The organism is Gilliamella sp. B3023, from assembly GCF_026536845.1.
GTDB classification, from domain to species: Bacteria; Pseudomonadota; Gammaproteobacteria; order Enterobacterales; family Orbaceae; genus Gilliamella; species Gilliamella apicola_E.
The window spans coordinates 1-22,644 of the sequence record NZ_JAFNNH010000013.1; the positions used below are offsets into that span (position 1 = coordinate 1).

General features: G+C 38.4%; 22 protein-coding genes. 6 read left to right on the forward strand and 16 right to left on the reverse strand.

All coding sequences use genetic code 11. The annotated features are described in order from the left end of the window. Positions 1–459 (forward strand): hypothetical protein (locus J3U16_RS08460; protein ID WP_267342869.1); only part of this gene is annotated, 459 nt, incomplete at its 5' end. A gap of 797 nt (positions 460–1,256) precedes the next feature. Beyond that, the gene (locus tag J3U16_RS08465) at positions 1,257–2,627 is read left to right on the forward strand and encodes a hypothetical protein (protein ID WP_267342870.1); all 1,371 of its coding nucleotides are present in this window, start codon (positions 1,257–1,259) and stop codon (positions 2,625–2,627) included. Between the two features lie 293 nt (positions 2,628–2,920). Here the strand turns inward: J3U16_RS08465 and ilvA are convergent, their stop codons facing one another. The 6 genes from ilvA to J3U16_RS08495 form a co-directional block, all read right to left on the reverse strand. Further along, positions 2,921–4,462: a threonine ammonia-lyase, biosynthetic gene (gene ilvA, locus J3U16_RS08470; protein WP_267337456.1), complete on the reverse strand. Its 1,542-nt coding sequence runs from the start codon at positions 4,460–4,462 to the stop codon at positions 2,921–2,923. Further along, entirely contained in the window at positions 4,455–6,305 is a 1,851-nt protein-coding gene (gene ilvD, locus J3U16_RS08475) for a dihydroxy-acid dehydratase (RefSeq protein WP_065733774.1), read from the reverse strand. Before ilvD ends, ilvA begins: the two co-directional genes overlap by 8 nt. A gap of 115 nt (positions 6,306–6,420) precedes the next feature. After that, positions 6,421–7,350, reverse strand: a complete 930-nt coding sequence (locus J3U16_RS08480; protein WP_065733775.1) for a branched-chain amino acid transaminase — start codon at positions 7,348–7,350, stop codon at positions 6,421–6,423. 141 nt (positions 7,351–7,491) lie between these two features. Then, positions 7,492–7,722, reverse strand: coding sequence for an acetolactate synthase 2 small subunit (ilvM, locus tag J3U16_RS08485; protein WP_065563395.1), 231 nt, complete (start codon positions 7,720–7,722; stop codon positions 7,492–7,494). Positions 7,723–7,725: 3 nt separating this feature from the next. After that, on the reverse strand, positions 7,726–9,402 hold the full coding sequence (gene ilvG / locus J3U16_RS08490; protein WP_220225781.1) for an acetolactate synthase 2 catalytic subunit: 1,677 nt from the start codon (positions 9,400–9,402) through the stop codon (positions 7,726–7,728). A gap of 175 nt (positions 9,403–9,577) precedes the next feature. Further along, a complete protein-coding gene (locus J3U16_RS08495; protein ID WP_267342872.1) occupies positions 9,578–9,820 on the reverse strand; it encodes a hypothetical protein in 243 nt (80 codons plus the stop codon). A 34-nt stretch (positions 9,821–9,854) separates the two neighbouring features. Here J3U16_RS08495 and J3U16_RS08500 point away from each other — a divergent pair, with 34 nt between their 5' ends. The 3 genes from J3U16_RS08500 to J3U16_RS08510 all read left to right on the forward strand — a co-directional run bounded on the left by J3U16_RS08500 (position 9,855) and on the right by J3U16_RS08510 (position 12,004). Then, positions 9,855–10,298, forward strand: coding sequence for a hypothetical protein (locus tag J3U16_RS08500; RefSeq protein ID WP_065733778.1), 444 nt, complete (start codon positions 9,855–9,857; stop codon positions 10,296–10,298). A gap of 27 nt (positions 10,299–10,325) precedes the next feature. Continuing rightward, on the forward strand, positions 10,326–10,832 hold the full coding sequence (locus tag J3U16_RS08505; protein ID WP_267342873.1) for a hypothetical protein: 507 nt from the start codon (positions 10,326–10,328) through the stop codon (positions 10,830–10,832). 296 nt (positions 10,833–11,128) lie between these two features. Next, entirely contained in the window at positions 11,129–12,004 is an 876-nt protein-coding gene (locus J3U16_RS08510; protein ID WP_220225784.1) for an SDR family oxidoreductase, read from the forward strand. Between the two features lie 54 nt (positions 12,005–12,058). Here the strand turns inward: J3U16_RS08510 and J3U16_RS08515 are convergent, their stop codons facing one another. The 6 genes from J3U16_RS08515 to J3U16_RS08540 form a co-directional block, all read right to left on the reverse strand. After that, positions 12,059–13,294: an MFS transporter gene (locus J3U16_RS08515; RefSeq protein ID WP_267330670.1), complete on the reverse strand. Its 1,236-nt coding sequence runs from the start codon at positions 13,292–13,294 to the stop codon at positions 12,059–12,061. A 265-nt stretch (positions 13,295–13,559) separates the two neighbouring features. Further along, positions 13,560–14,672, reverse strand: a complete 1,113-nt coding sequence (locus J3U16_RS08520) for a cupin domain-containing protein (RefSeq protein ID WP_267342875.1) — start codon at positions 14,670–14,672, stop codon at positions 13,560–13,562. Then, positions 14,665–15,447, reverse strand: a complete 783-nt coding sequence (locus J3U16_RS08525) for a YchF/TatD family DNA exonuclease (protein ID WP_267342876.1) — start codon at positions 15,445–15,447, stop codon at positions 14,665–14,667. Before J3U16_RS08525 ends, J3U16_RS08520 begins: the two co-directional genes overlap by 8 nt. 12 nt (positions 15,448–15,459) lie before the next feature. Beyond that, positions 15,460–16,638: a lipopolysaccharide assembly protein LapB gene (lapB, locus tag J3U16_RS08530; RefSeq protein WP_065563403.1), complete on the reverse strand. Its 1,179-nt coding sequence runs from the start codon at positions 16,636–16,638 to the stop codon at positions 15,460–15,462. A 6-nt stretch (positions 16,639–16,644) separates the two neighbouring features. Continuing rightward, positions 16,645–16,941 carry a LapA family protein gene (locus J3U16_RS08535; protein WP_065563404.1) on the reverse strand — a complete coding sequence of 99 codons (297 nt, stop codon included), beginning with the start codon at positions 16,939–16,941 and terminating at the stop codon, positions 16,645–16,647. 74 nt (positions 16,942–17,015) lie between these two features. Then, positions 17,016–17,729 carry a phosphatase PAP2 family protein gene (locus J3U16_RS08540; protein WP_065563405.1) on the reverse strand — a complete coding sequence of 238 codons (714 nt, stop codon included), beginning with the start codon at positions 17,727–17,729 and terminating at the stop codon, positions 17,016–17,018. Between the two features lie 102 nt (positions 17,730–17,831). Here J3U16_RS08540 and ribA point away from each other — a divergent pair, with 102 nt between their 5' ends. Beyond that, entirely contained in the window at positions 17,832–18,431 is a 600-nt protein-coding gene (ribA, locus tag J3U16_RS08545) for a GTP cyclohydrolase II (RefSeq protein ID WP_220225787.1), read from the forward strand. Between the two features lie 74 nt (positions 18,432–18,505). Here ribA and J3U16_RS08550 read toward each other — a convergent pair whose 3' ends face one another. From J3U16_RS08550 to zipA, 4 genes are all read right to left on the reverse strand, one after another. Then, positions 18,506–18,694 carry a 2-hydroxymuconate tautomerase gene (locus J3U16_RS08550; protein WP_091347325.1) on the reverse strand — a complete coding sequence of 63 codons (189 nt, stop codon included), beginning with the start codon at positions 18,692–18,694 and terminating at the stop codon, positions 18,506–18,508. Positions 18,695–18,703: 9 nt separating this feature from the next. Further along, positions 18,704–19,219, reverse strand: coding sequence for an S-ribosylhomocysteine lyase (gene luxS / locus J3U16_RS08555; RefSeq protein ID WP_065563407.1), 516 nt, complete (start codon positions 19,217–19,219; stop codon positions 18,704–18,706). Positions 19,220–19,286: 67 nt separating this feature from the next. Continuing rightward, on the reverse strand, positions 19,287–21,353 hold the full coding sequence (gene ligA / locus J3U16_RS08560; protein WP_267330667.1) for an NAD-dependent DNA ligase LigA: 2,067 nt from the start codon (positions 21,351–21,353) through the stop codon (positions 19,287–19,289). 168 nt (positions 21,354–21,521) lie between these two features. Beyond that, on the reverse strand, positions 21,522–22,430 hold the full coding sequence (zipA, locus tag J3U16_RS08565; protein ID WP_416380753.1) for a cell division protein ZipA: 909 nt from the start codon (positions 22,428–22,430) through the stop codon (positions 21,522–21,524). Between the last annotated feature and the right edge of the window lie 214 nt (positions 22,431–22,644).

Sequence of the window (22,644 nt, forward strand, 5' to 3'; positions counted from 1 at the left end):
CAGTTTATAGCCGAAGGTAATTTTTTAAAGCTTTATAATCAATCATTATATGTGGTTGAGCAATTATTGGGTTTTAACTTAAAGGCAACGGCAAAGTATATAAAAAAAATTGATGAAATTATTATTTGCGGTGGATTTCCTACCCGTTCTATTACTAAACGCTATCCTAATGCCAGCCCTAATTTAACGGGGTATGAGTTATTGGGTGATTATGATTTAAGTGGCTATGATTTATGGTACCAAAAGCATTGCCAAATACCGAAGCAAAAAACACCACAATCCCTTCTCACAACATCCCAAGAGGTAAAAGAACAGTTAAACGAATTTCGCGATATGAACAAACCGTTAACGGTTCAGCATCTATTATTTTTACAATCATGGCAGGCAAATAAATACCCAGCGATGGTAGATAGTGCGTTTATTCAGGAGTTGAAGAATTATTTTAGTGAATTGCATTAATAGCAGAGCACACTGTGCCTGATGGCGCTATCGGATAGGATTTATCAAATCCGCTGATAGAAAAAAGGCTATAAATAAGGTCAGCATTTTTCACGCAGAGCTTAATGTTAAAGGTAAATCATCCACCTCAACTAGGGTGGTTTTTTAGTTTTTATCGAAAAAAATTGAGGAGCGGGGTTTTTGGGGTTCTAAATTCTGCTTAAAAGCTATTAAATTAACAAAATCACTAATTTTAAGCATAAAGATAAAACTTTCAGGATCATTAATCATATTTTTAACGATGTGTAATGACAATATATTTAATTAAAACAGTAGTTAATCAATTACAATTTAGATCCTTTTTAGATCCTATTTACGAAAGTTAACGAAATTGAGCGAAAAAAAGTGTTGCATCGTGTTTTTCCAATCACTATACTTTTTACACGGTTTTAGCTACGAGGCTAAAATTTAATAGAAAAGTATAAAATTACAAATAAATCATAAAATTACTTGACAGGATTGTCGCAAATGTTTTATAATTTCCAACAGGCAACAGGCAACAGGCAACTTGGCCAACCTATAATTTAAATTCGTCTAAGTTCAACTCCCAGTTTAAATTTTTCACTGAAGCTTATTTTTCTACTCAATCAAGTGAAATTCTGCGAAATTTCTCGCGATCGCTTCCGCGATCCTCTTCTCGATCTTTTTTCCGGTCGTTTTTCGGATCCTCTTTCAGATCCTGTTTTCGATCCTTTTCCCAATTATCCCGGCAGATTGTTTTTTCCGTGGTTCTTTTTCTTCCTTTTTCGGGTCACGCATTGACATCACAGACAACTAGGAATGCGATACAGGGTACTGCACCTTATTTGACTTTCGACGGTGGTCGTACTCGTGTTGTTGATACTAACGGTCTGCTTGGGATTACACTATCTGATGGTACACAATTTATGCCTTCGACCAATCCTTCATCTTCTTCAGCACCAATCGTCTTGCCGGTTGCGGGGCAAAGTTTTGCTGATATTGGTATGTTGGTTCCTACTTATACTAATTCAGTCGCTTTAAGTTCGCTTATCGGTCCACCTTATAATTATTGGGGAGATGATGATGGCGATACTGACGTTACAGCTACTGGTAGTTTAAGTTTATCTATCGTTGATAAAAATAATCAACCCGTCACGCGTCATACTGTTCCAGATATTTGTAAGGCGCCTTATCAGGTTAAATTAGCTAGCACTGACGGCACATTGAGTACTCGTTATGGCGTTCCAAGTAGTCGTATTTTCAGCGCAAGTAATATCACTTATTATATCAATCCACAAGCAAGGGCTGTGGTTTGTTTTGCTAGGCCTAATTTAAGGTATTTAATGATTGAGAATGAATATCATTATTTTAATCACGTATCTGGTCCTGCTTCTATTTGGAACCCTGCTAAGGGCTTTTTACTTCAATCAATTACGCCGTCATCCTATGGTTTAAATTTTCCGACTACTGGTGCTCACAATTTGTATTTTGACTTAGACATTGCTGGTAGTAATCAGGCTTTATTTTGGGCTCCTGTTTCGCATGATGGCATCACTGCTACTATGACTAGTTCTACAGCGACAGGCGTACGCGTCACTTTAACTGGGCCGGTTTTAACTAAATTCGGACCGAATTCTAGCAATTTTGCTGTTGTGGGTCCTAATAAGCCGCCTACTTTGCCACAAACATTCGAGTTAGTCGGTCGCGATAATAGTGGTAAAGCTATCATTAAATATGGTTTTGTATTAAAGCAGTGGTTTTATCTTTCTAAACAAGCTACTACTTATGATAAAGCATCATCTATCTGTAGTGACCAGCGTTTACGTTTAGCTGCGGTTAAAGATTTAACTAATGCTTCTTGTAATGGGATAAATTCTCATAGTAAGTGTCAAGGTGCAGTTGGCGCAATACCCTCATCACCTAATAATTACTTTCAGCGTGTAATTGGCGCAGGATTCTTTAGTGAGTGGGGCTCAATGCACCAATATGACACCGGTTTTTACCTTAGTGACTACTGGACTAGTGATGGAACAATGCCTTCTTTAATAGGCCGTAAATCATCAATAACTCCTACTCATAACCGTAAATTTGTCGTTAATCCGAGAAATGGTTCGATAAATCTTTTTCCCATTGAGTATTCTAATCCCACGCTCTGTGTCTCGCCTTAGCCTTTTTTATTTCTTGAAAGAGGAAATAGGGGGGAGGAACTCTAGCGTTAAAAGTGTAGTTTATTTGTAGAGATAATGATGAAATGCGATTTTGTCGAGATGCTTGAACTACCTGATATGAGGATTAATTTCTAGACGTATTAAAGAAAAAAGTTGAGGAGCGGGGTTTTTATTGATCTGGCTATAATTAATCCAATCTTTTTATCAATAATAAAATAGCATGGTTAATAATTAGTTAATCGTTAATCTATAATGTGTTGAGACAAAATCCGCCCCTGATTGGGGCGGTTGAATTATTTACCGGTTAAGAATAGTTTAAGTGAAGGATTTTCTGTTTCGTTATGGAATCCGTAATCCAATTCAGTTAAATGTTTGGTAAAGGTGCTATGGCTGGCGTTGTCGATTTCAAAGGCGGCTAGCACGCGACCATAATCGGTGCCGTGGCTACGGTAATGGAACATTGAGATATTCCAATTGGTACCCAAGGTTTGTAGGAATTTGAGTAGTGCGCCTTGTGATTCAGGGAATTCAAAGCTGTAGACTTGTTCATTAATCGGTTGGCACGGTTTGCCACCAATCATGTAACGGACATGCAGTTTTGCCATTTCGTCATCAGTTAGATCAACAACTTGATAACCGGCTGCGGTCAGTTCTTGCATGATTTCGTCTTTTTCGTTGCTTTTGGCAATTTTAACGCCAACAAACACGCAAGCTGATTTGTCGTCATGATAGCGGTAGTTGAATTCGGTCACAGCACGACCACCGAGCAGCTGGCAGAATTTCAGGAAGCTGCCTTTTTGTTCTGGAATCGTGACCGCTAACAGGACTTCGCGTTTTTCGCCTAGCTCGCAACGTTCTGATACATAACGTAGATTGTGGAAGTTTAAGTTAGCGCCGGATAGAATATGGGCTAAGTTTTCGCCACAGATGTTGTTTTGTTCAACATATTTTTTCATTCCCGCTAACGCCACCGCGCCAGACGGTTCGGCAATGGCACGCACATCGTCAAATAGATCTTTAACTGCTGCACAAATTTCGTCACTATCGACAGTGATTATGTCGTCGATATATTGCTGGCAAAGTCTAAATGTTTCGTCGCCAATTCGTTTTACCGCGACGCCTTCAGCAAATAAGCCCACGCGATCAAGGTCAACCGGATGACCGGCAATGAGTGCTGCTTTTAGGCAGGCATCGTCTTCAGGTTCAACCGCAATGACTTTAATTGATGGCATGATTTGTTTGATTAATACGGCAATACCGGCTGCAAGCCCTCCGCCACCAACGGGGACAAAAATGCGGTCAAGTTTGGCATTTTGTTGCAGTAGTTCCATGGCGATACTGCCTTGCCCTGCTATGACAAGGGGATGGTCGAAAGGGGGAATAAATATACGGTTTTGTTCTTTGGCTAATTCCATTGCTTTGGCTTTGGCTTCATCAAAGTTGGCTCCATAAAGTAGCACTTCTCCACCAAATCCTTTTACCGCTTCGACTTTGATATCTGCTGTTGTTAATGGCATGACAATGAGGGAATTGATGCCTAATTTTGTAGCTGAAAACGCGACACCTTGCGCATGGTTGCCGGCTGATGCAGCAATTACGCCACATTTACGTTCTTCCGGCGTTAGGCTGGCAATCATGGCTTGGGCGCCCCGTATTTTGAAGCTGTGAACGAGTTGGCGATCTTCTCGCTTAACAAACACTTGGTTTTTTAGGCGAGAGGAGAGTTTTTCCATATGTTCTAGTGGTGTCACTTGAGCGACATCGTATACCGCACTACATAGCGTGGCTTTTAGATAATCAGCGCCAGTTAGTTTGTTATTATTCACGTTAACCACCTAATTTACTTTTATCACGCACCGCACCTTTGTCAGCACTGGTTGCTAAGCTTGCATAAGCTTTTAGTGCGTATGAGACATAACGGTTACGATTATGAGGTGTAAAGGCTTTATCACCGCGAGTAAGTTCAGCTACGCGACGACGTTCTAATTCATCTTCAGGTACGAGGATGTTTAATTTTCGATTTGGGATATCAATATCAACAATATCACCATCTCGAACTAAACCAATCACGCCACCGTTGGCGGCTTCTGGCGATATGTGACCAATGGATAAGCCTGATGAACCACCAGAGAATCGACCATCGGTAATTAATGCACAAGCTTTGCCAAGACCCATTGATTTTAGGTAGCTGGTTGGGTAGAGCATCTCTTGCATCCCTGGTCCACCTTTTGGTCCTTCATAGATGATGACGACTACATCACCTTCAACGACTCGTCCACCTAAGATTGCATCAACCGCATCTTCTTGGCTTTCATAGACTTTTGCTGGGCCACGGAAGACTAAGTTTTCAGCAGCAACACTTGCCGTTTTTACGATTGCGCCATCTTCGGCTACGTTACCGTATAGGGTTGCTAGTCCGCCATCTTGGCTGTAGGCATGTGCTTTGTCGCGGATACAGCCGTTTTGGCGATCGTCATCAAGCGTATCCCAGTAACAATCCTGTGAAAAAGCTTTGGTAGTGCGAATACCTGCTGGGCCACTGCGATACATTTTTTTGACTTCTTCGTCAGTGGTTTGGGTGATGTCGTATTTTGCAAACGTTTCTTGTAAGTTTAGACCAAGCACGTTGTGGACATTGCGGTTAAGTAATCCGGCTTTGTCCAGCTCTGATAATATGGAGACAACCCCACCAGCGCGATGCACATCTTCCATATGATAGATAGCTGTACTTGGCGCTACTTTACATAGGTGAGGGACTTTGCGTGATAGTCGGTCAATGTCTGACATGGTGAAGTCGATTTCACCTTCTTGTGCAGTGGCAAGTAAGTGCAATACGGTATTGGTTGAACCCCCCATGGCAATATCGAGCGACATGGCATTTTCGTAGGCCGCTTTGGTGGCTATTGATCGCGGTAAGTACGAATCATCATCCTGTTCGTAATAACTTTTGGTGATTTCAACAATGCGTTTAGCGGCATTTAAGAAGAGTTTTTCACGTTGTTTGTGTGTCGCAACCAGTGAACCATTACCCGGCAATGATAAACCTAATGCTTCGGTTAAGCAGTTCATTGAGTTAGCAGTAAACATGCCTGAGCATGATCCGCAAGTTGGACAAGCCGATTGTTCAATTGCTTCACTATCAGCATCACTAACATTTGGATTGGCACTTTGGATCATGGCATCAACTAAGTCGAGTTTGATGATTTTGTCAGATAGTTTGGTTTTACCCGCTTCCATCGGTCCGCCTGATACAAATATAGTTGGGATGTTTAGACGTAGTGACGCCATTAACATGCCGGGGGTGATTTTGTCACAGTTTGATATGCAGATCATGGCATCGGCGCAATGGGCGTTAACCATGTATTCAACGGAATCGGCAATCAGTTCTCGTGAGGGTAGTGAGTAAAGCATACCGCCATGCCCCATGGCGATACCGTCATCGACAGCAATTGTGTTAAATTCTTTGGCAATGCCACCACACGCTTCAATTTCTTTTGCTACCAGTTGACCAATATCTTTTAAGTGAACATGACCCGGTACAAATTGTGTGAATGAGTTAACCACCGCGATAATGGGTTTACCAAAGTCTTCATTTTTTACGCCTGTTGCACGCCATAAAGCGCGGGCGCCCGCCATGTTGCGACCTTCAACCGAGGTTGCTGAACGATATCTAGGCATTTGTTGCTCCCAATTTTTTTTATGCAAGCGACCGATTTCTTTCGGTACGTATTTCTATGATTAATAAATCGTTAAATAATGACGACACCGCAGTTTTTGCTGCGGTGTATTTATTTTATTTAATTGGATCTAACCAACCGTATTTGTCTTCAGTTTTGCCATTGAATAATCCGAAGAAGGTTTGTTGGATTTTCTTCGTGATTGGGCCACAACGACCAATACCAACTTGGATTCGGTCAACACTACGTACTGGTGTGATTTCGGCAGCGGTACCGGTCATAAATACTTCATCAGCTAGATAGAGTGATTCACGTGATAGAGTTTGTTCACGTACTTCAATGCCTAGATCATGTGCAAGTTTGATGATTGCATCACGGGTGATACCTGGTAGTGCTGATGATGATAGTAATGGGGTAAATAATATGCCATCTTTGACGATAAATAAGTTTTCGCCAGAACCTTCAGAAAGCTGACCGTTTACGTCTAATGCGATGCCTTCTTGGAAGCCATTAGCTCGCGCTTCTGATCCGATAAGAAGTGATGATAAGTAGTTACCACCCGCTTTAGCTGCTGCTGGGATAGTGTTTGGTGCAAAACGGTTCCATGATGATACCATTGCGTCAATACCTTGTTCTAACGCATCTTCACCAAGGTAGGCTCCCCATGGGAATGCTGCAATCATAACATCAGTTTTGTAACCAGCAGGAGGAATGACGCCCATACCCACATCACCAATAAAGACTAATGGGCGAATGTATGCACTTTTTAGGTTATTTTTTTTGATGACTTGGCGAGTTGCTTCCATGATCTCTTCAAGAGAATAAGGGACAGGAAAACGATAAATTTTGGCTGAGTTGAGTAAGCGTTGTGCGTGTTCTTTATGGCGAAAAATTGCTGGGCCGTTGTGAGTTTCATAACAACGAACACCTTCAAATACTGAAGTTCCATAGTGTAGGGCGTGTGACATTACGTGTATTTTTGCATCAGCCCATGGAACCATTTCGCCATTTAGCCAAATATAATCAGATTTTGCTGTAGTACCCATTTTTTGTTTTCCTCTTAAATTTACTTTTATTAAGCATGTATTTTGCTTTTATTAATTTGTGCATTATACATAACTTTGTTTAACTGCTATAGTTTATTAATTTAATTTGTCTTTTTTACAAAAGAATCTATTTGTTCTTTACTACGCTACCGTTATCACATCCTCCAATTTGGTAATTTGGTTTTGCAGTGACGATAGCGTTCGTTCGGTTGTTAATGTCAGTGTCAAGGTGAATAATTGATTGTCAATTGATTGCATTTGCATCTGTTCGATATGGCCTCCACGGTGGCGAACAACGCGTAAAATGCGTTCAAGTGAACCCAATTTATCATTGGCAGTTATGGTAAATTGATGTGTCGCTTTTTGATTCATCACTTACTCCTTGTTACTTTTATCTAACATGTTTTCGTTTGCCGCGCCCGGTGGTACCAGTGGCCATACGTTTTCTAGCTCATCGATACATACGTGCAGTAGATAAGCACCTTTCGAATTGAATAAGTTATCGAGTGCGCCTTCGATTTCCGATTTTTTGCTGATGGTTTGCCCTGGTATATCAAAGGCTTTGGCTAGCATTAAAAAGTCGGGGTTATCTGATAAGTTGGTTTCGCTATATCTTTCATTAAAAAATAGCTCTTGCCATTGCCTTACCATGCCTAGGCGTTGGTTATCAATAAGAACGATTTTAACGGGTAATTTTTTGCGTTTGATCGTTGTTAATTCTTGTACATTCATCATGAATGAGCCGTCACCCGATACGCAAATTACCATGTCGTTTGGTCTAGACATTTGTGCGCCAACTGCCGCTGGTAATCCAAAGCCCATAGTGCCAAGCCCACTTGAGGTAATAAAGTTTTGTGGGTGGGTAAAGGACATGTGTTGCGCTGTCCACATTTGGTGCTGACCTACGTCGGTGGTGATGACGGTGTTAGCTGGTTTGCGCTCAGAAATGCGTTTGAGCAGTGCTGGCGCATAAATGGCGTCACCCGGATGATCATAACGTGTTGGATGCTGGGCTTTCAGTTGTTTTATTTTGTTATGCCAGTCATCAATTGAGACCGTTTGGTTAAGCATCGGTAATACGTGTTTAATATCACCTTGTAAACCTAAATGGGTTTGGCGTAGTTTGTTGATTTCGGACTGATCAATATCGACATGGATCACTTTTGCATGTTTAGCAAATTCGTTAAGTTTGCCAGTAACGCGGTCGTCAAATCTAACCCCTAAAGCGATCAGTAAGTCACACTCTTGTACGGCTAAGTTAGCCGCTTTAGCGCCGTGCATCCCGATAAGTCCTAAGTAATAAGGATTGTTAAGGTCAGCAACGCCAAGCCCTTTTAAGGTCGATACGCTAGGGATTTGGGTTAGCGTCATAAATTCGCGTAGTTCATTGATAGCACCAGAAAGCCCAACACCGCCACCAATATAGAGCATCGGTTTTTTGGCTTGGCAGATCATTTGTTTGGCTTGTTTTATCTCGTCAGGTGAGATTGGATAGAGTTGAGCATTATCAGAAGGCGTTTTTATGGATGTTGGCGTTAAATAGGTTTGGTAATCATGGTCGGCAAGCTGGATATCTTTCGGGATGTCAATTAATATTGGTCCCGGCCTGCCCGAATTGGCTAAGTTGAAGGCCTCTTGTAAGGTATTTGGCAATTGGGTGGCATCATCTATTAAATAACTATGTTTGGTGCATGCTAAAGATAATCCTAAAACGTCAACTTCTTGGAAGGCATCAGTGCCTATAAGTGTCGTTGGAACTTGGCCGGTTAGTGCGATAATTGGTACAGAATCAATTAATGCATCCGCAAGGCCGGTAATTATATTGGTTGCACCGGGGCCTGATGTGGCAATGCAAACGCCAATTTTGCCAGTGGCACGGGCATAACCAATGGCTGCCATGGCTGCGCCTTGTTCGTGACGGCAAAGTACGTGTTCAATTCCGCCATCATAAAGCGCATCGTATAGAGGCATAATTTGACCACCAGGATATCCAAAAACGGTAGTAATGCCTTTTTCTTTTAAGGTTTTTACAATCCACTGTGTTCCTAACATTCATTCCTCACTTTTTGCTTAGCCATTTGTTCAAAAAAAAACCCCCGCTTTTTTGTGGCGGGGGTTTTGAAATATGATGACCATATATTTAACTCAAAAGACGCCCCCGCGTTGGAATAATGACCACGCTAATGTTAATGAGGACGACGACGATGAGTGAAAAGTTCATTTGTAATTATTTCGTTAATTTTTTAAAAATATTTATCCAAAATACTCGTTTTAAAAAAAAGTGCAACAATTTTTTTGTTGTTTTTTTTAAAAGCATCATCAATTCATTTATATGTTCGTTAAAAAAAGTTGAGGAGCGGGGTTTTTGATGATTTAAATAGGATTGTTTTGGCTTTTTAATGAAGGTTGGTGTATAACTATTCTTCATCTTCCCTAAATTGCTTTGAGCATTTTTTAACTCTTTATTCATAATTACTATTTATTACGTTATGTGAGATATCATTATGAAAATATTTAAATTGCTAGCGTTTTTTGTAGTGAGTTTTTTGCTGTTAAGTTGTGATAATGCTAAAAAAAATACCCCAGTTGAAAATGATTCCCTTGCAGCAATACAAAATTCGATGATTGAGCCTATGAAAAAAGCCTTACCCATTGAGGTTGATGAGTTAACGACTTTGGTTGGCGTTGAGAAGGATAAGGATCGTAATATCATCAATTATCAATATGATGTTAAAAATACGCCAGAGCATACGATGTTGTTACCCAGTACGCTTGATACGATTCGCCAAGCACTTTTTACTGCTTATTGTGAAAATACGGAGGATATGCAACAATTGAAAACAGCGTTCCCGGATGGGGCATACTATCATTATTTTATTGATAATAAAGAGATTGTTGTGGTTGAATTAACGCCAGCCGATTGTCAGACAAAAGGTAGTCGGCAATAGCTTCTATTGGTTATGGATGAGTAAAGAATGATAAAAATTATTTTTTTATTGCTGCAATTATGTTTTGAGTATTCACAGTATAGCAATGATGGGATTGTTAAGCTTGTGGACACTATTGGTACTGAAAAAACCCAAAGATTAATACAACTCATCGATGAATATCCTGATAAAAAGGACCTAGATTTCGATAATAAGATTGATGAGTCCGATTATTATAGAGAGGCAGCCATCAGCGTAGTTAAAAAAATCTTACCCATTACTTTAGATGAATACACAACTTTATCCGATGTTAACGCTGAAGGTAATGTTGTCGTTTATCAATATGAAATTAATGGGATCACTCCAGACGAATTTCTTTTACCCGATAATAGGGAATTGGTTAAAAAGGCAATTGTTGAATCTTATTGTTCCGATTCACCTCAAATACGTAAAATGAAGAAATATTTTAATGAGGGGGCTAAATATACGTATTACATTGATGGTAAAAGAATTCTTATTGTGGATGTTACGACTGATTGTTCTTTCAAAAAATAGCTATCATTAATTCTGCATTACTAGCTTAATGTATATTTATTTGTTACACTGTGTTTGGTGTTTAATTTTTCACCCATAATGGTTTTAGCATTTGTTGTTTTTGTCCTCGCTAAACCATCCAAGTAAGTTATTTTTCTCGTTATCAATGATTTTTATTTTTCACAGTATAATTAATTGAATTAATTAAGTATTTTAAAGATATAAAATATACTCGACAATAGGATTTTGTGATTATTAATTGATTCTATTATGTTAAATTTGAATTTAAATGCATGTTTAACTTAGGAGAATATTATATGAGTAAGCATAATCCAAAATATTTTCATGATAAATTTCCTAAACAAAAACAAAATCCTCCTGGTTTGCAATATGAGATGAAACCAGTTCCTGATTGTGGTGAGGAAAGTTATCAAGGTCATCAACGTTTAGAAGGTCTAAAAATGTTGGTGACCGGTGGTGATTCAGGTATTGGACGCGCAGCAGCTATTGCGTATGCAAGAGAAGGAGCTGATGTTGCAATTAATTATTTACCAGCAGAACAAAAAGATGCCGAAGATGTGGCTAAAATCATTGAGTCTGCGGGTCGAAAGGCTGTGCTTATCCCTGGTGATTTAAGCGATGAGTCATTTTGTAAAAAATTAGTTGAAGAAGCGCATAAAAAATTAGGTGGACTTGATAATTTAACCTTGGTAGCTGGTAAGCAAACTGCGGTAGAAGATATTATGCATTTGTCTACTGAGCAAATCAAAAAAACGTTTGAAATTAATGTGTTTTCACTATTTTGGGTAACTAAAGCGGCATTAGGTTATTTAAAATCTGGCTCGACAATTATTACCACTTCTTCTGTACAAGCTTATCAACCAAGTGGCAATTTGTTGGATTATGCTTCAACCAAGACAGCGATTATTGCATTTACTCGTGGCTTATCTGCTCAATTAGGTAGTAAAGGTATTCGGGTAAATAGTGTGGCGCCAGGTCCGGTTTGGACACCGTTACAAATTTGTGGTGGCCAGCCAAGCGAGGCGATTCCTGAATTTGGTAAACAGACTCCATTACAACGTGCAGGACAACCGGTTGAACTTGCGGGTGTTTATGTGCATTTGGCATCGGAAGAGTCAAGCTATACCACTGGTGAAGTTTATGGTGTTACTGGCGGTATGCATATCAATTAATTTGAGGTAAACATGATTTAGAAAGGGCTTTTTAAGCCCTTTTTTTATATATCGCTATTCTAATGCTTTGCCTTTGGTTTCTGGTATTAAGAATATAAAGGCGGCAGCGGATAATAAGTAAGCGCCTGATAGTAGTGCTAATGCATAACTGATTGAGTAGATGGTTGCTAAGTAAGCAATCAGTACTTGCGATACGCCAGCAATCCCACGACCGACGTTAAAAATAATGTTTTCAGCACTTGAGCGCGCATCAGTCGTGTAGTGTTCAGCTAGTAATGCACCATATCCACCCATCATGCCGTTCACAAAAAAGCCAATCACTGAGCCAAATAGAATTAAAATGGCAACCTCTTTTTGTTGGAAGTAGAACCAGATTGATACGGCGGAAATCAATAAAAATACGATATATGAAGGTCGGCGTCCAAATTTGTCACATAACCAACCAAAAATTAAGATCCCTAATGACATGCCGATAGTTGTTGAGATAGTCCAAAACATGGTGTTTTTGAAAGGTAAGTGATATTCAGAAGCGATCATGTTTGGCATCCAAACCATTATGCCATAAAAGCCAAAATTTTGTACTGCACAGGCAATGGTTAATCCGATAGTTGTTGCGGTGATTCTCGGATTTTTAAATAGTTTGCCTATGGCAATTTTGTTTTTATTTTGGTCTTTTAGATTTTGCCAGATTTCAGGCTCTTTAAGTCCTTTACGCGTCCAAGCAACAAATAGCGCTGGTAATACTCCCATCGCAAATGCCCAGCGCCATCCGTGTGCTTCACCAATAAAATTGACAGTTAGTGTTGCAAGGATGATACCGGCTTGGAAGCCTAGTGCGACAATTGAGGTTGCCCTTGAGCGCTTGTGCTTTGGCCAGCTTTCCGAAACTAGCGTCATGCCGATACCAAATTCACCACCTAGACCCAGTCCACTTAGAAAACGAAAAATGAGGAAACATTCATAATTAGGTGAGATAGCACAAAGACCGGTGAATAATGAGAAGATTAGGATTGTCCATGAAAATACTCTGACTCGTCCATATTTATCAGCAAGAATTCCAAAAAAGATTCCGCCTAATACGGCCCCTAGTAATGTGCCTGACGTCAAGGTGCCAAGGTCAGCTTTAGTTAGGTTGAAGGTGACGGCAATTAGGCTAAAACAGACACCTAAAATCATCATATCTAAGCCATCTAATGCATAACCTACTGTTGATGCAAATAGGGTTCGTTTTTGATAGGGGGTAGTTTGTTCACTTTCAGCGTGCTCGGCCTGGTTTACGTTAGTGTTCATGTTTACCTCAAGTTATTTATAATGGATAAGCATTTATTATTAAATGAAGGCGGGAATTTAAAACGGGGGCAAGTATATACTTAAAAATGATAAAAATCCAAATGAAAAGCCGAAATTCGTGGGTTTTATTCTGTTTATTTCTATTTTGGCGAAATTATTCGACTAATTCTGATAAATATCTAATTTTTGAGACAAATTAGCCGATAATTTCACCATTTTGTGGTTTTTTCGATGACTTTTTTAGTCAATAGTTTTTGAGCGAAATTTATTCTTCGTCAAAATACCAGTAACCAAGATTAACAAATTTCAACATGACATTTAGGGTTTGTTCATCTTGTAATTGTTCGTAGTAAAGTACATCGGTTTCACATAATAGGTCGATGGTTTCCATGGGTAGTGGTATTTTTTTACCGTTGATATAAGCCGTATCCTCTATTTTTACAATACGTATACTTGGTACACGATAGAGTTCAGCGCCAGATTTTAGGATTTCTTCAAATTCATCTAGCTCATATGAGGGATCAACTGGGATGATGTTGAGATCATGCATAGGAATAGTGATGTGTTTACCAAACCAGTCATTGAATAAGTCTGGGTTTTTGATAAGGTCGATCATTTGTCCTTGTAGTTTTTTTAATTCATATGGTTGGATTCGATAAGGATCATTTGGTAATTTTAAGTCTGGGTCTTGATAGAAGATGCCATTGGGTAAGTTATCAATCACATAATCAGCAAAACCACTGAGTAGTTCTTGTGATGTTTGAGTTCTAAATCCTACGGAGTAGCTGAGCGATTCTCCAATTGATACCCCATTATGTGGAAAGCCAATTGGAATATATAAAATATCACCCGCAGTGATTTCTTCATCAATAATTGGCTCATAATCTTCTACATGCAGTAGCGCTTTGTGAGCACTGAACTGTTTGTAATTAGGATTACGATCACCAACCTGCCAACGACGGCAACCTTTGCCTTGGATAATAAAGACATCATAATTATCAATATGAGGTCCAACGCCTGCACCTTGTGTGGCATAGGAGATCATTAGGTCTTCAAATTGCCATTGAGGAATACATTTGAATGGTTCAACTAATGTGGCTGCTTGTTCATGCCAATGGTCAACTGCTTGTACAAGGAGGCTCCAATGGTCTTGACCTAGGTGACTATAATCGATAAATGGACCGTAGGCGGCGTCCCATATGCCATTTTTGTTGGTAACGATTCGGCTTTCAATTTCTTCTTCCATGGCAAGGCCAGCTAGTTCTTCTGGGGTGATTGGATCGATAAAGTTGCTAAAAGCATCACGCAAGATGACCGGCTTTTTTTGCCAATAATTGGTTAAAAAATCATCCCAATCGATAGTTAATTTGTTACTCATTGAATGCCCCTTGTAAATTAAATAATTGACAAAAGTTAGTGGTTGTTTGTTTTGCAATTTTTTCTAGAGATACGCCTTTTAATGCCGCCAAGTAATTAGCCACTTCCCGAACATAAGCGGGTTGGTTTTCTTTCCCGCGATAAGGAACGGGGGCTAAATAAGGCGAATCAGTTTCAATCAATATGCGATCTAATGGAACATATCTTGCTACATCTCGTAACGGTTCGGCATTTTTAAAGGTAATGATGCCAGAAAATGAGATATAAAAGCCAATATCTAATAAGGCTTTGGCCGTATCAATATCTTCAGTAAAGCAATGTAGTACACCGGAATAAGCTTGCTCTTCTTTTAGGAGTTTTAGTGTGTCTTGCTTGGCATTCCGAGTGTGAACAATGATCGGTTTTTTTAGTTGCTTGCCTAATTTTATATGTTCAATAAAGTTGGCTTGTTGCAATTCAATATTATCTTGTTGGTAGTAATAATCCAAACCTGTTTCACCTAAAGCGATAACATTGTCTTCTTGAGCAAGGCGAGCAAAACGTTCGGCATCGTAGGGCTCATCATCCAAATTGAGTGGGTGAATTCCACATGAAAATGAGCACTGTTTTTGGTATGGCATGAGCATTGTTTTCATCGATTCATAGCCTGAAAGTGTGGTTGCCACGCTTAGGCAATGTTTCACCTCGTTGTTTTGTGCTTCTTGCAATACGCTATCAATCGATTTGTTTGTATAGTCCAAACTGTCTAGATGACAGTGCGAATCAATTAGAAACATATTTTACTCTTTTTAATTATCTGAATGATGTTCGAAATCTCGAACTGGTTTTATGGTTGACCATGAGCGACAGCTCGGACATAGCCAATAGAGGGTGTTAACCGTAAATCCACATTTTTGGCAACGGTAATTGGGAACTGATTTTATTTGTTCACCAACCATGTTGCGAAGTAGTAATAAGCTCTCTTTAGCTTTTCCTTGTTCAGCATCGGCAACATGGTAATCCATTAAGCGATAGAATCCTTTTAGATTTGGGTGTTTTAATAATTCACGATAAAGGTAATATTGCGCTGCATCGAGTCCATTGTCTTTTTCAACAATGTCGGCTAGCATCAATTCGGCAACATTGCCAGTATCTTGTTTGACACAAATTTCGAGGAATTGTTTAAATAGCTGAGGTTGATTAAGTTTTGCGTAACATGCTTTTAATAATGGTAACGCTTCACCGATTAATGCTTTATCTTGATTTAATATTTGTTGGAAAGACTCGATTGCTTGTTCAGCTTTATCTTGCGCCATAAATACTCGCCCAAGCATTAATGATGTTCGTGCACAATTAGCGTCCGCAGCCGCTGATTTTTTTAGTAAAGTGTAAGCTTGATCCAAATCATTATTAGCAATAGCGATGGCAGCAAGCTCACAATAAAATTGGGCTATTTCGATTTTGTATTTTACATTGCCAAGTTTGACCAGTCTGGTGGCAGCGTTAATTGCGTTATTCCATTCGCTAGTTGATTGATATATGATTAGCAGTTGTTGTAGGGCATGTTGTTGAAAGTCTTCTTCGTCGATTAGCTGTAAAAACATCTCTTCTGCGCGATCGTAAAAACCTGCCACCATGTAATCTCGACCAAGCTGTTGAATAGCTAATAGTCTTTGTTCAAAGGTTAATGAGGCGCTTTCCATTAATGCTTGGTGAATACGTATTGCGCGGTCTACTTCGCCTCGTGAACGGAATAAGTTACCTAAGGTAAGATGGGCTTCAAGTGTGCCTTCATCTTCTTTTAACATGTCAAGGAAGAGGTCAACAGCCTTATCTTTTTGGTTTGACAAAAGAAAGTTTAGGCCATCTACATATTCTCGAGATAGTCGGTTAGATTCATTTAAATATTTTTGTTTGGCATTTCTATCTCCCATGTACCAGCCGTATCCGGCTGCTATGGGGAGTAATAGAAATAACAATTCAAACATAATTACCTATTTTTCTAATTTGGTTAAATTTTGATGCGTATTTTCATCATATTTTTTCTGTAATTTATTTAGTTTACGTTTTGTTGATGAGTGTTGGAATTTTGATTTTAGGAAGTAAATTCCAGTTAATATCCAACCAACTAAAAAGCCTGAACCAAATAAAATAGCAAGTAATACCGATAACCTAACTTCTGTTTTAGCAATTAAATAGTTGAAGGTGACTAATTGATTATTAGCTGAACCTATTGTTATCGATATGGCGAAAATAAGAATTATCAATAAAATTGATATCACTAATTTCATAATTTTAACCTTTTTATTTTATTAAAAATCTCTAAATAACTAAAATTTTTTTGTAAAATTTGTTGTTTATAAAATCATCTGACTACTATATTCCATTTTCTAGCATAAAAACAGCTTATTAATGCAATTAACCAAGCAAGAACAACGCCTAATATAAGGTCATAAGCCGAATGCATACCCAATAATAGCCGACTTGTTTCAATCAGTGTTGACCAGACTACGATGGCGGTCACAATTATAAAATGTCGTCTAAAACTAAGTAATGTTATTGCTAAAAAAGCCCATGTTGCTGCAAATAATGTATGTCCAGATGGAAAAGCATAGCCTGTTTCTTGTTGCCAATGTTTTGACAACCAAGATGGTATTGTAGTTGTATTAGTCAGTAGCTGTTCTATGTTGGCTTTTCGTTCAGCTCTTGTTTGGGAATAAAATTGTTTGTCGCTAAAATGATACTCTTTAGCTAACCATAGAACATATGGTCTTGATTCAGCTGTTTGTTGTTTGATTAAACTTTTAATGATTTGTCCACCTAACATTGCGCTGACTAAAATTAACAATATTACTAAGATATTTTTTTTATTGGCCAATAGTAGACAGAACAGTAGAAAAAATAGTCCTGATGTGATTATTGCCCAGGGATAACTTGCTGTTTCGGTTATCCAAAAAAAATATTCAGATGAATTATTAAGTGCTGACGGTTGCCAATGCCAATTTACGACTATTACAGATAACGGTATAATTAGAAATAAGACTAATGCCGCTATTGTTTTTTTTATTACTAACCCCATTTAAAAACTCAATTAAGCATAAAATTTGATTTATTTTAACATGGAAGAACGATTTGTTTTTAAAAAATCTTATCTATGTGTTTACTAAATTTGGAGATAATAATGCAATTAAAACATGTTGCACAAGCCAAACTGCCAACGCCATGGGGATGTTTTACCATTGTTGGTTTTGAAGAGATTGCAACAGGTAAGGATCATGTGGCATTAGTGTTTGGTGATATCAATGATGAAACGTCAATTTTGACGCGTGTTCATTCAGAGTGTTTAACCGGTGATGCGTTATTTAGTTTGCGTTGTGATTGTGGTTTTCAGTTAGAAGCCGCGTTAAAACAAATCGCTAAAGAAGGTAAAGGGATTTTAATTTATCATCGCCAAGAAGGGCGTAATATTGGGTTATTAAATAAGATCAGAGCCTATGCCCTTCAAGATCAAGGTTTAGACACGGTTGAAGCAAATGAGCAATTAGGGTTTGCGGCAGATGAGCGTGATTTTACTTTATGTGCCGATATGTTGACGCTGTTAGGGGTGTCAAAAATTCGTCTGTTAACGAATAACCCTGAAAAGATTAAAGTGCTTGAACAAGCAGGAATTCAGGTTACCGAGCGCGTTCCTTTAGAAGTAGGGGAGAACCCGAATAATGAGCATTATTTAGCAACCAAAGCCAATAAGTTAGGGCATTTGTTGCATTTACATCGTCATTAGTTTTTAATATTTTAAATTGTTTAACCTCAATATTTAATATTGAGGTTGATTTTTTGGGGCGATTAATCGTTTAATTAATCTTTATCGCAACGAAGCACTCCACCGTTGGCAATTTGGTCTTTAGAGATTTCGTGCATGATAATTTGTACTGCTTCAGGTTTGCAGTTGAGTGTTTCGACAATTGCATTTGTTACTCGTTTAGCCATTTCACGTTTTTGTTCGATGGTGCGTCCTTCTAAGAAGTCGATAACGACATTCGGCATAAATATCTCCTAATGATTAATTGTGGCAAGTTGTGCATCAGTTAATGCGATGTCTTGATTATGGCAAATACCAATACCGGATTGTATGATTTTTTCAGCAATCGCTTTTGCTTCCTCTAATGAGTGCATTGTGTAGGTTCCACATTGATATTCGTTTAATTCTGGAATTTCTGATTGTGATTTTACATTTAGCACATCATGCATGGATTTTAACCAAGCATCAACTACCAACGATTCGTTAGGTTTACCAATTAAGCTCATATAAAAACCAGTACGGCATCCCATTGGGGATATATCTATAATTTCGACATTATCACTGTTTAAATGGTCGCGCATAAAGCCAGCAAATAGGTGTTCTAATGTATGAATCCCTTTTTCAGGTAATAGTGCTTTATTAGGAATGGTAAAGCGAAGATCAAATACAGTTATGTCATCACCTTTAGGGGTTGCCATGGTTTTAGCTATTCGCACAAAAGGTGCTTTCATTTTAGTATGATCGACTTTAAAACTGTCTAATAAAGGCATAATGTTCTCCTTAGTTTATAATCAAGCTATTTTGATTAATTAGCTCGATTTATTCCACCTTTTTTATTCATTGATTTAATAAATCTAACATTTCTTGTTCATCAATGACTTTTATTCCTAGCTCTTCTGCTTTAGTAAGCTTTGAACCTGCTGATTCACCCGCAATCACTAAGTCGGTTTTTTTAGAAACACTACCAGTAACTTTAGCACCGAGTTTTTTTAGTTTGTCTTTTGCTTCGTCACGGGTTAATTGTGATAATGTTCCGGTTAATACAATGGTTTTGCCCGAGAATGGTGAGTCAATTGTTAATGGTTCTACTTCGACATCAGGCCAATGTATACCGATTTCCGGACTGGTTAGTTGGTCAATGACATCACGATTATGGGGTTCTTGAAAAAAGTCGATAATACTTTCAGCGATTACTTCACCAACATCACTTACAGTTTGTAGTTGCTCTAATGAAGCGTTTTCGATCGCCGTTAAGTTACCAAATTGGTTAACTAAATTTTCAGCTGTGACTTCACCAACATTTGGTATGCCGAGGGCGAATATAAATCGATTTAAGGTCGTGTCTTTAGATTGATTTAATGCGTTAATTAGGTTGTTGGCTAATTTTTGCCCGACTTTGTCTAATGAACATAAAATTGGTAAGGTTAGCTTGTAAAGATCAGCCGGTGTTTTGACATAATCTTTGTCTACTAATTGTTCGATTATTCTATCCCCGAGTCCATCAACGTTCATTGCCCGGCGAGATACGAAGTGTTTTAGGGCTTCTTTGCGCTGTGCTGGGCAAATCAATCCACCTGCACAACGAGAGATTGCTTCACCTTCATCGCGAACAATAAGGGAGCCACAAATAGGGCAGTGGGTTGGGAAGATGATTTCTTTGGTGCCAGCTGGTCGCCGATCTTGGATGACTGAAACAATTTGTGGAATCACATCACCTGCACGGCGTACAGTGACATAATCACCTTCTCGAATACCTAAACGTTCAATTTCATCACTGTTGTGGAGTGTTGCATTACTGACGATAACCCCTGCTACCGATACCGGCTCTAGTCTTGCTACTGGTGTTATGGCACCGGTACGACCAACTTGGAAGTCGACTTTTTTAAGTTGTGTTACTTCTTCTTGCGCTGGAAATTTGAATGCTGTGGCCCAACGAGGTGCACGAGCAACAAAACCAAGCTCTTGTTGTTGTGCAATACTGTTGACTTTGATAACTACACCGTCAATATCAAAATCAAGTGACATTCTTTCCTCACCAATTTCATGAAAGTAGGCAAGTGCTTCTTGGACACCTTGGCGAATCTGGACTTTGTCGCTCACTGGTAAACCCCAAGCTTTAAATTGCATTAGACGGTCATAGTGGTTATCAGGTAGAGTTGCGCCCTCATTAATGCCAACACCATAACAGAAAAAAGAGAGCGGTCTTTTGGCGGTGATTTTAGGATCTAATTGCCTTAATGAACCTGCGGCGGCATTCCGAGGATTTGCAAATGTTCTTTCCTTGCGTTTTTCCGCATCTGCATTTAATTTGGCAAAACCTTTGTGTGTCATAAAGACTTCGCCACGTACCTCTAATCGAGTAGGTATGTTTTCACCTTTTAATACCAGTGGAATAGTTCTTATGGTTTTTACATTTGAAGTTATATCTTCACCAGTAGTGCCATCGCCACGCGTTGCTGCTCGAACGAATCGTCCATTTTCGTATAATAAACTTACCGCTAACCCGTCAAGTTTTAACTCACAGCAGTATTCAACTGATTGGCTACTAGTGAGATGTAAGCGATCTTTTACCCTTTTATTAAAGGCGTTAAAACTTAATTCATCAAATACATTATCAAGTGATAGCATCGGTAGTTCATGTTTTACCGAGTCAAATTGTGACAGAGGTGTGCCTCCTACACGTTGTGTTGGTGAGTCGGATGTGATGAGTTCAGGGTGATTGTGTTCTAGATTTTGGAGTTGTTTTATTAATTTATCATATTCTACGTCGGGAATTTCTGGTGCATCAAGCACATAATAACAATATTCATGATGTCTTATCAGATTGCGTAAAGCAGTTATCTGTTCTGTTACCTCGTGTAGAGATTCAGAATCATTTACTGAATTTTCAGTTATATTTGGCATGATTTTTAACTCTTAAATTAAAATAAAAGTTTGAGAATTAGCAATAAAATAGTACGTAACTAAATTTAGTACAATAGGTGTTGATAAATATAGTTTGTAAACCAACATAAACTAACTATTCCACCAATTTTCATTAGTGGAATAGTTTTAAAAAAAGAGTTCTTATGATTAAATTTCGTTACAAGCTTTTTTAATGCGTTCTTTATAACTATCAATCTTTTGTGGTGTCATCATGTGATGTTCATCATCAAGTACTACACCATTGACGTCGTCAGCGATACGTTGCGCAGTTTGTAACATAAGTTTGAAGTTTTGTTGATTGTTACCATGAGTTGGCGCAACCATAAATATTGATACACCCGGTGTGGTAAATTCGTGCATGGTTTCAGGATCTAAATAACCTGGGCTAATCATGTTAGCTAAACTAAATAAAATTGGGCCATTGCCGGCAGGGTCAACATGGCGATGGAAAATTTGCATATCACCAAATTGGAATCCTGATTGCATTATGCTAGCTAACAGTACATCACCTTGTAATGATTTGCCATTTATACCGGTTACGTTTAAGACAATAATTTCAGTTTGGTTGTCTTCACCCACATCTAGTTTTTGATTGCTTTGTTCTTCAGATACTGATTGAGCCGTTTTTTGGACTTCTTTAACCTTTGGTGTTTCAGGTTCTTCAGCAAAAATTTCTTGTTGAAAGTTGATTGTAGGCTCGTTATCAGCCTTATCGTCAATTTCTTCGTCATTATTATTTGAAAATAGATCTTCTTGAAGAGGTAAATGTTCTTCCTCTTCTTTCACGTTTTCTTTAACGTTCTCTTCTTCAACTACTACTGACTCAACTGGGTTATTACTTTCATCCTGTTTATTTTTAGGCGTGAGTAATATTACATCGTCTTCTTCGCCGTAGATGTCTTCAAATTGTTGAGTATTTGGTGTGAATTTATCTTTTTTGCCTGACTTAAATAAAGAAGAACGTTCTTTTTTATTGATCCAGAGCCCATGAATCAATAATGCAATAATGACTAAGGACGCAATAACAATTAGAACAGTACGTAAATTATCCATAATACCCATCTCAGAATTAAATTAAATATAGATTTAAATTATTCAATAATATAATTGAAAAAAAAGGATTAAAAAATACCACAATTAAATTTTTTTACTTTTTATTCGTAAGCTAAATCCATACTCACTTATTACAGCACTAAAAATCAATTCGCATATATTACTTTATTTCTCCAAATAATCATAATATCAATCCTAATTTTTTTATTATTATTGT

Excerpts from the sequence above, each read along its gene's own strand:
- ilvD (WP_065733774.1), bottom strand. The coding sequence starts at position 6,305 with ATGCCTAGATATCGTTCAGCAACCTCGGTTGAAGGTCGCAACATGGCG.
- J3U16_RS08480 (WP_065733775.1), bottom strand. The coding sequence starts at position 7,350 with ATGGGTACTACAGCAAAATCTGATTATATTTGGCTAAATGGCGAAATG.
- ilvM (WP_065563395.1), bottom strand. The coding sequence starts at position 7,722 with ATGAATCAAAAAGCGACACATCAATTTACCATAACTGCCAATGATAAA.
- ilvG (WP_220225781.1), bottom strand. The coding sequence starts at position 9,402 with ATGTTAGGAACACAGTGGATTGTAAAAACCTTAAAAGAAAAAGGCATT.
- J3U16_RS08495 (WP_267342872.1), bottom strand. The coding sequence starts at position 9,820 with ATGAATAAAGAGTTAAAAAATGCTCAAAGCAATTTAGGGAAGATGAAG.
- J3U16_RS08500 (WP_065733778.1), top strand. The coding sequence starts at position 9,855 with ATGAAAATATTTAAATTGCTAGCGTTTTTTGTAGTGAGTTTTTTGCTG.
- J3U16_RS08505 (WP_267342873.1), top strand. The coding sequence starts at position 10,326 with ATGATAAAAATTATTTTTTTATTGCTGCAATTATGTTTTGAGTATTCA.
- J3U16_RS08510 (WP_220225784.1), top strand. The coding sequence starts at position 11,129 with ATGAGTAAGCATAATCCAAAATATTTTCATGATAAATTTCCTAAACAA.
- J3U16_RS08515 (WP_267330670.1), bottom strand. The coding sequence starts at position 13,294 with ATGAACACTAACGTAAACCAGGCCGAGCACGCTGAAAGTGAACAAACT.
- J3U16_RS08520 (WP_267342875.1), bottom strand. The coding sequence starts at position 14,672 with ATGAGTAACAAATTAACTATCGATTGGGATGATTTTTTAACCAATTAT.
- J3U16_RS08525 (WP_267342876.1), bottom strand. The coding sequence starts at position 15,447 with ATGTTTCTAATTGATTCGCACTGTCATCTAGACAGTTTGGACTATACA.
- lapB (WP_065563403.1), bottom strand. The coding sequence starts at position 16,638 with ATGTTTGAATTGTTATTTCTATTACTCCCCATAGCAGCCGGATACGGC.
- J3U16_RS08535 (WP_065563404.1), bottom strand. The coding sequence starts at position 16,941 with ATGAAATTAGTGATATCAATTTTATTGATAATTCTTATTTTCGCCATA.
- J3U16_RS08540 (WP_065563405.1), bottom strand. The coding sequence starts at position 17,729 with ATGGGGTTAGTAATAAAAAAAACAATAGCGGCATTAGTCTTATTTCTA.
- ribA (WP_220225787.1), top strand. The coding sequence starts at position 17,832 with ATGCAATTAAAACATGTTGCACAAGCCAAACTGCCAACGCCATGGGGA.
- J3U16_RS08550 (WP_091347325.1), bottom strand. The coding sequence starts at position 18,694 with ATGCCGAATGTCGTTATCGACTTCTTAGAAGGACGCACCATCGAACAA.
- luxS (WP_065563407.1), bottom strand. The coding sequence starts at position 19,219 with ATGCCTTTATTAGACAGTTTTAAAGTCGATCATACTAAAATGAAAGCA.
- ligA (WP_267330667.1), bottom strand. The coding sequence starts at position 21,353 with ATGCCAAATATAACTGAAAATTCAGTAAATGATTCTGAATCTCTACAC.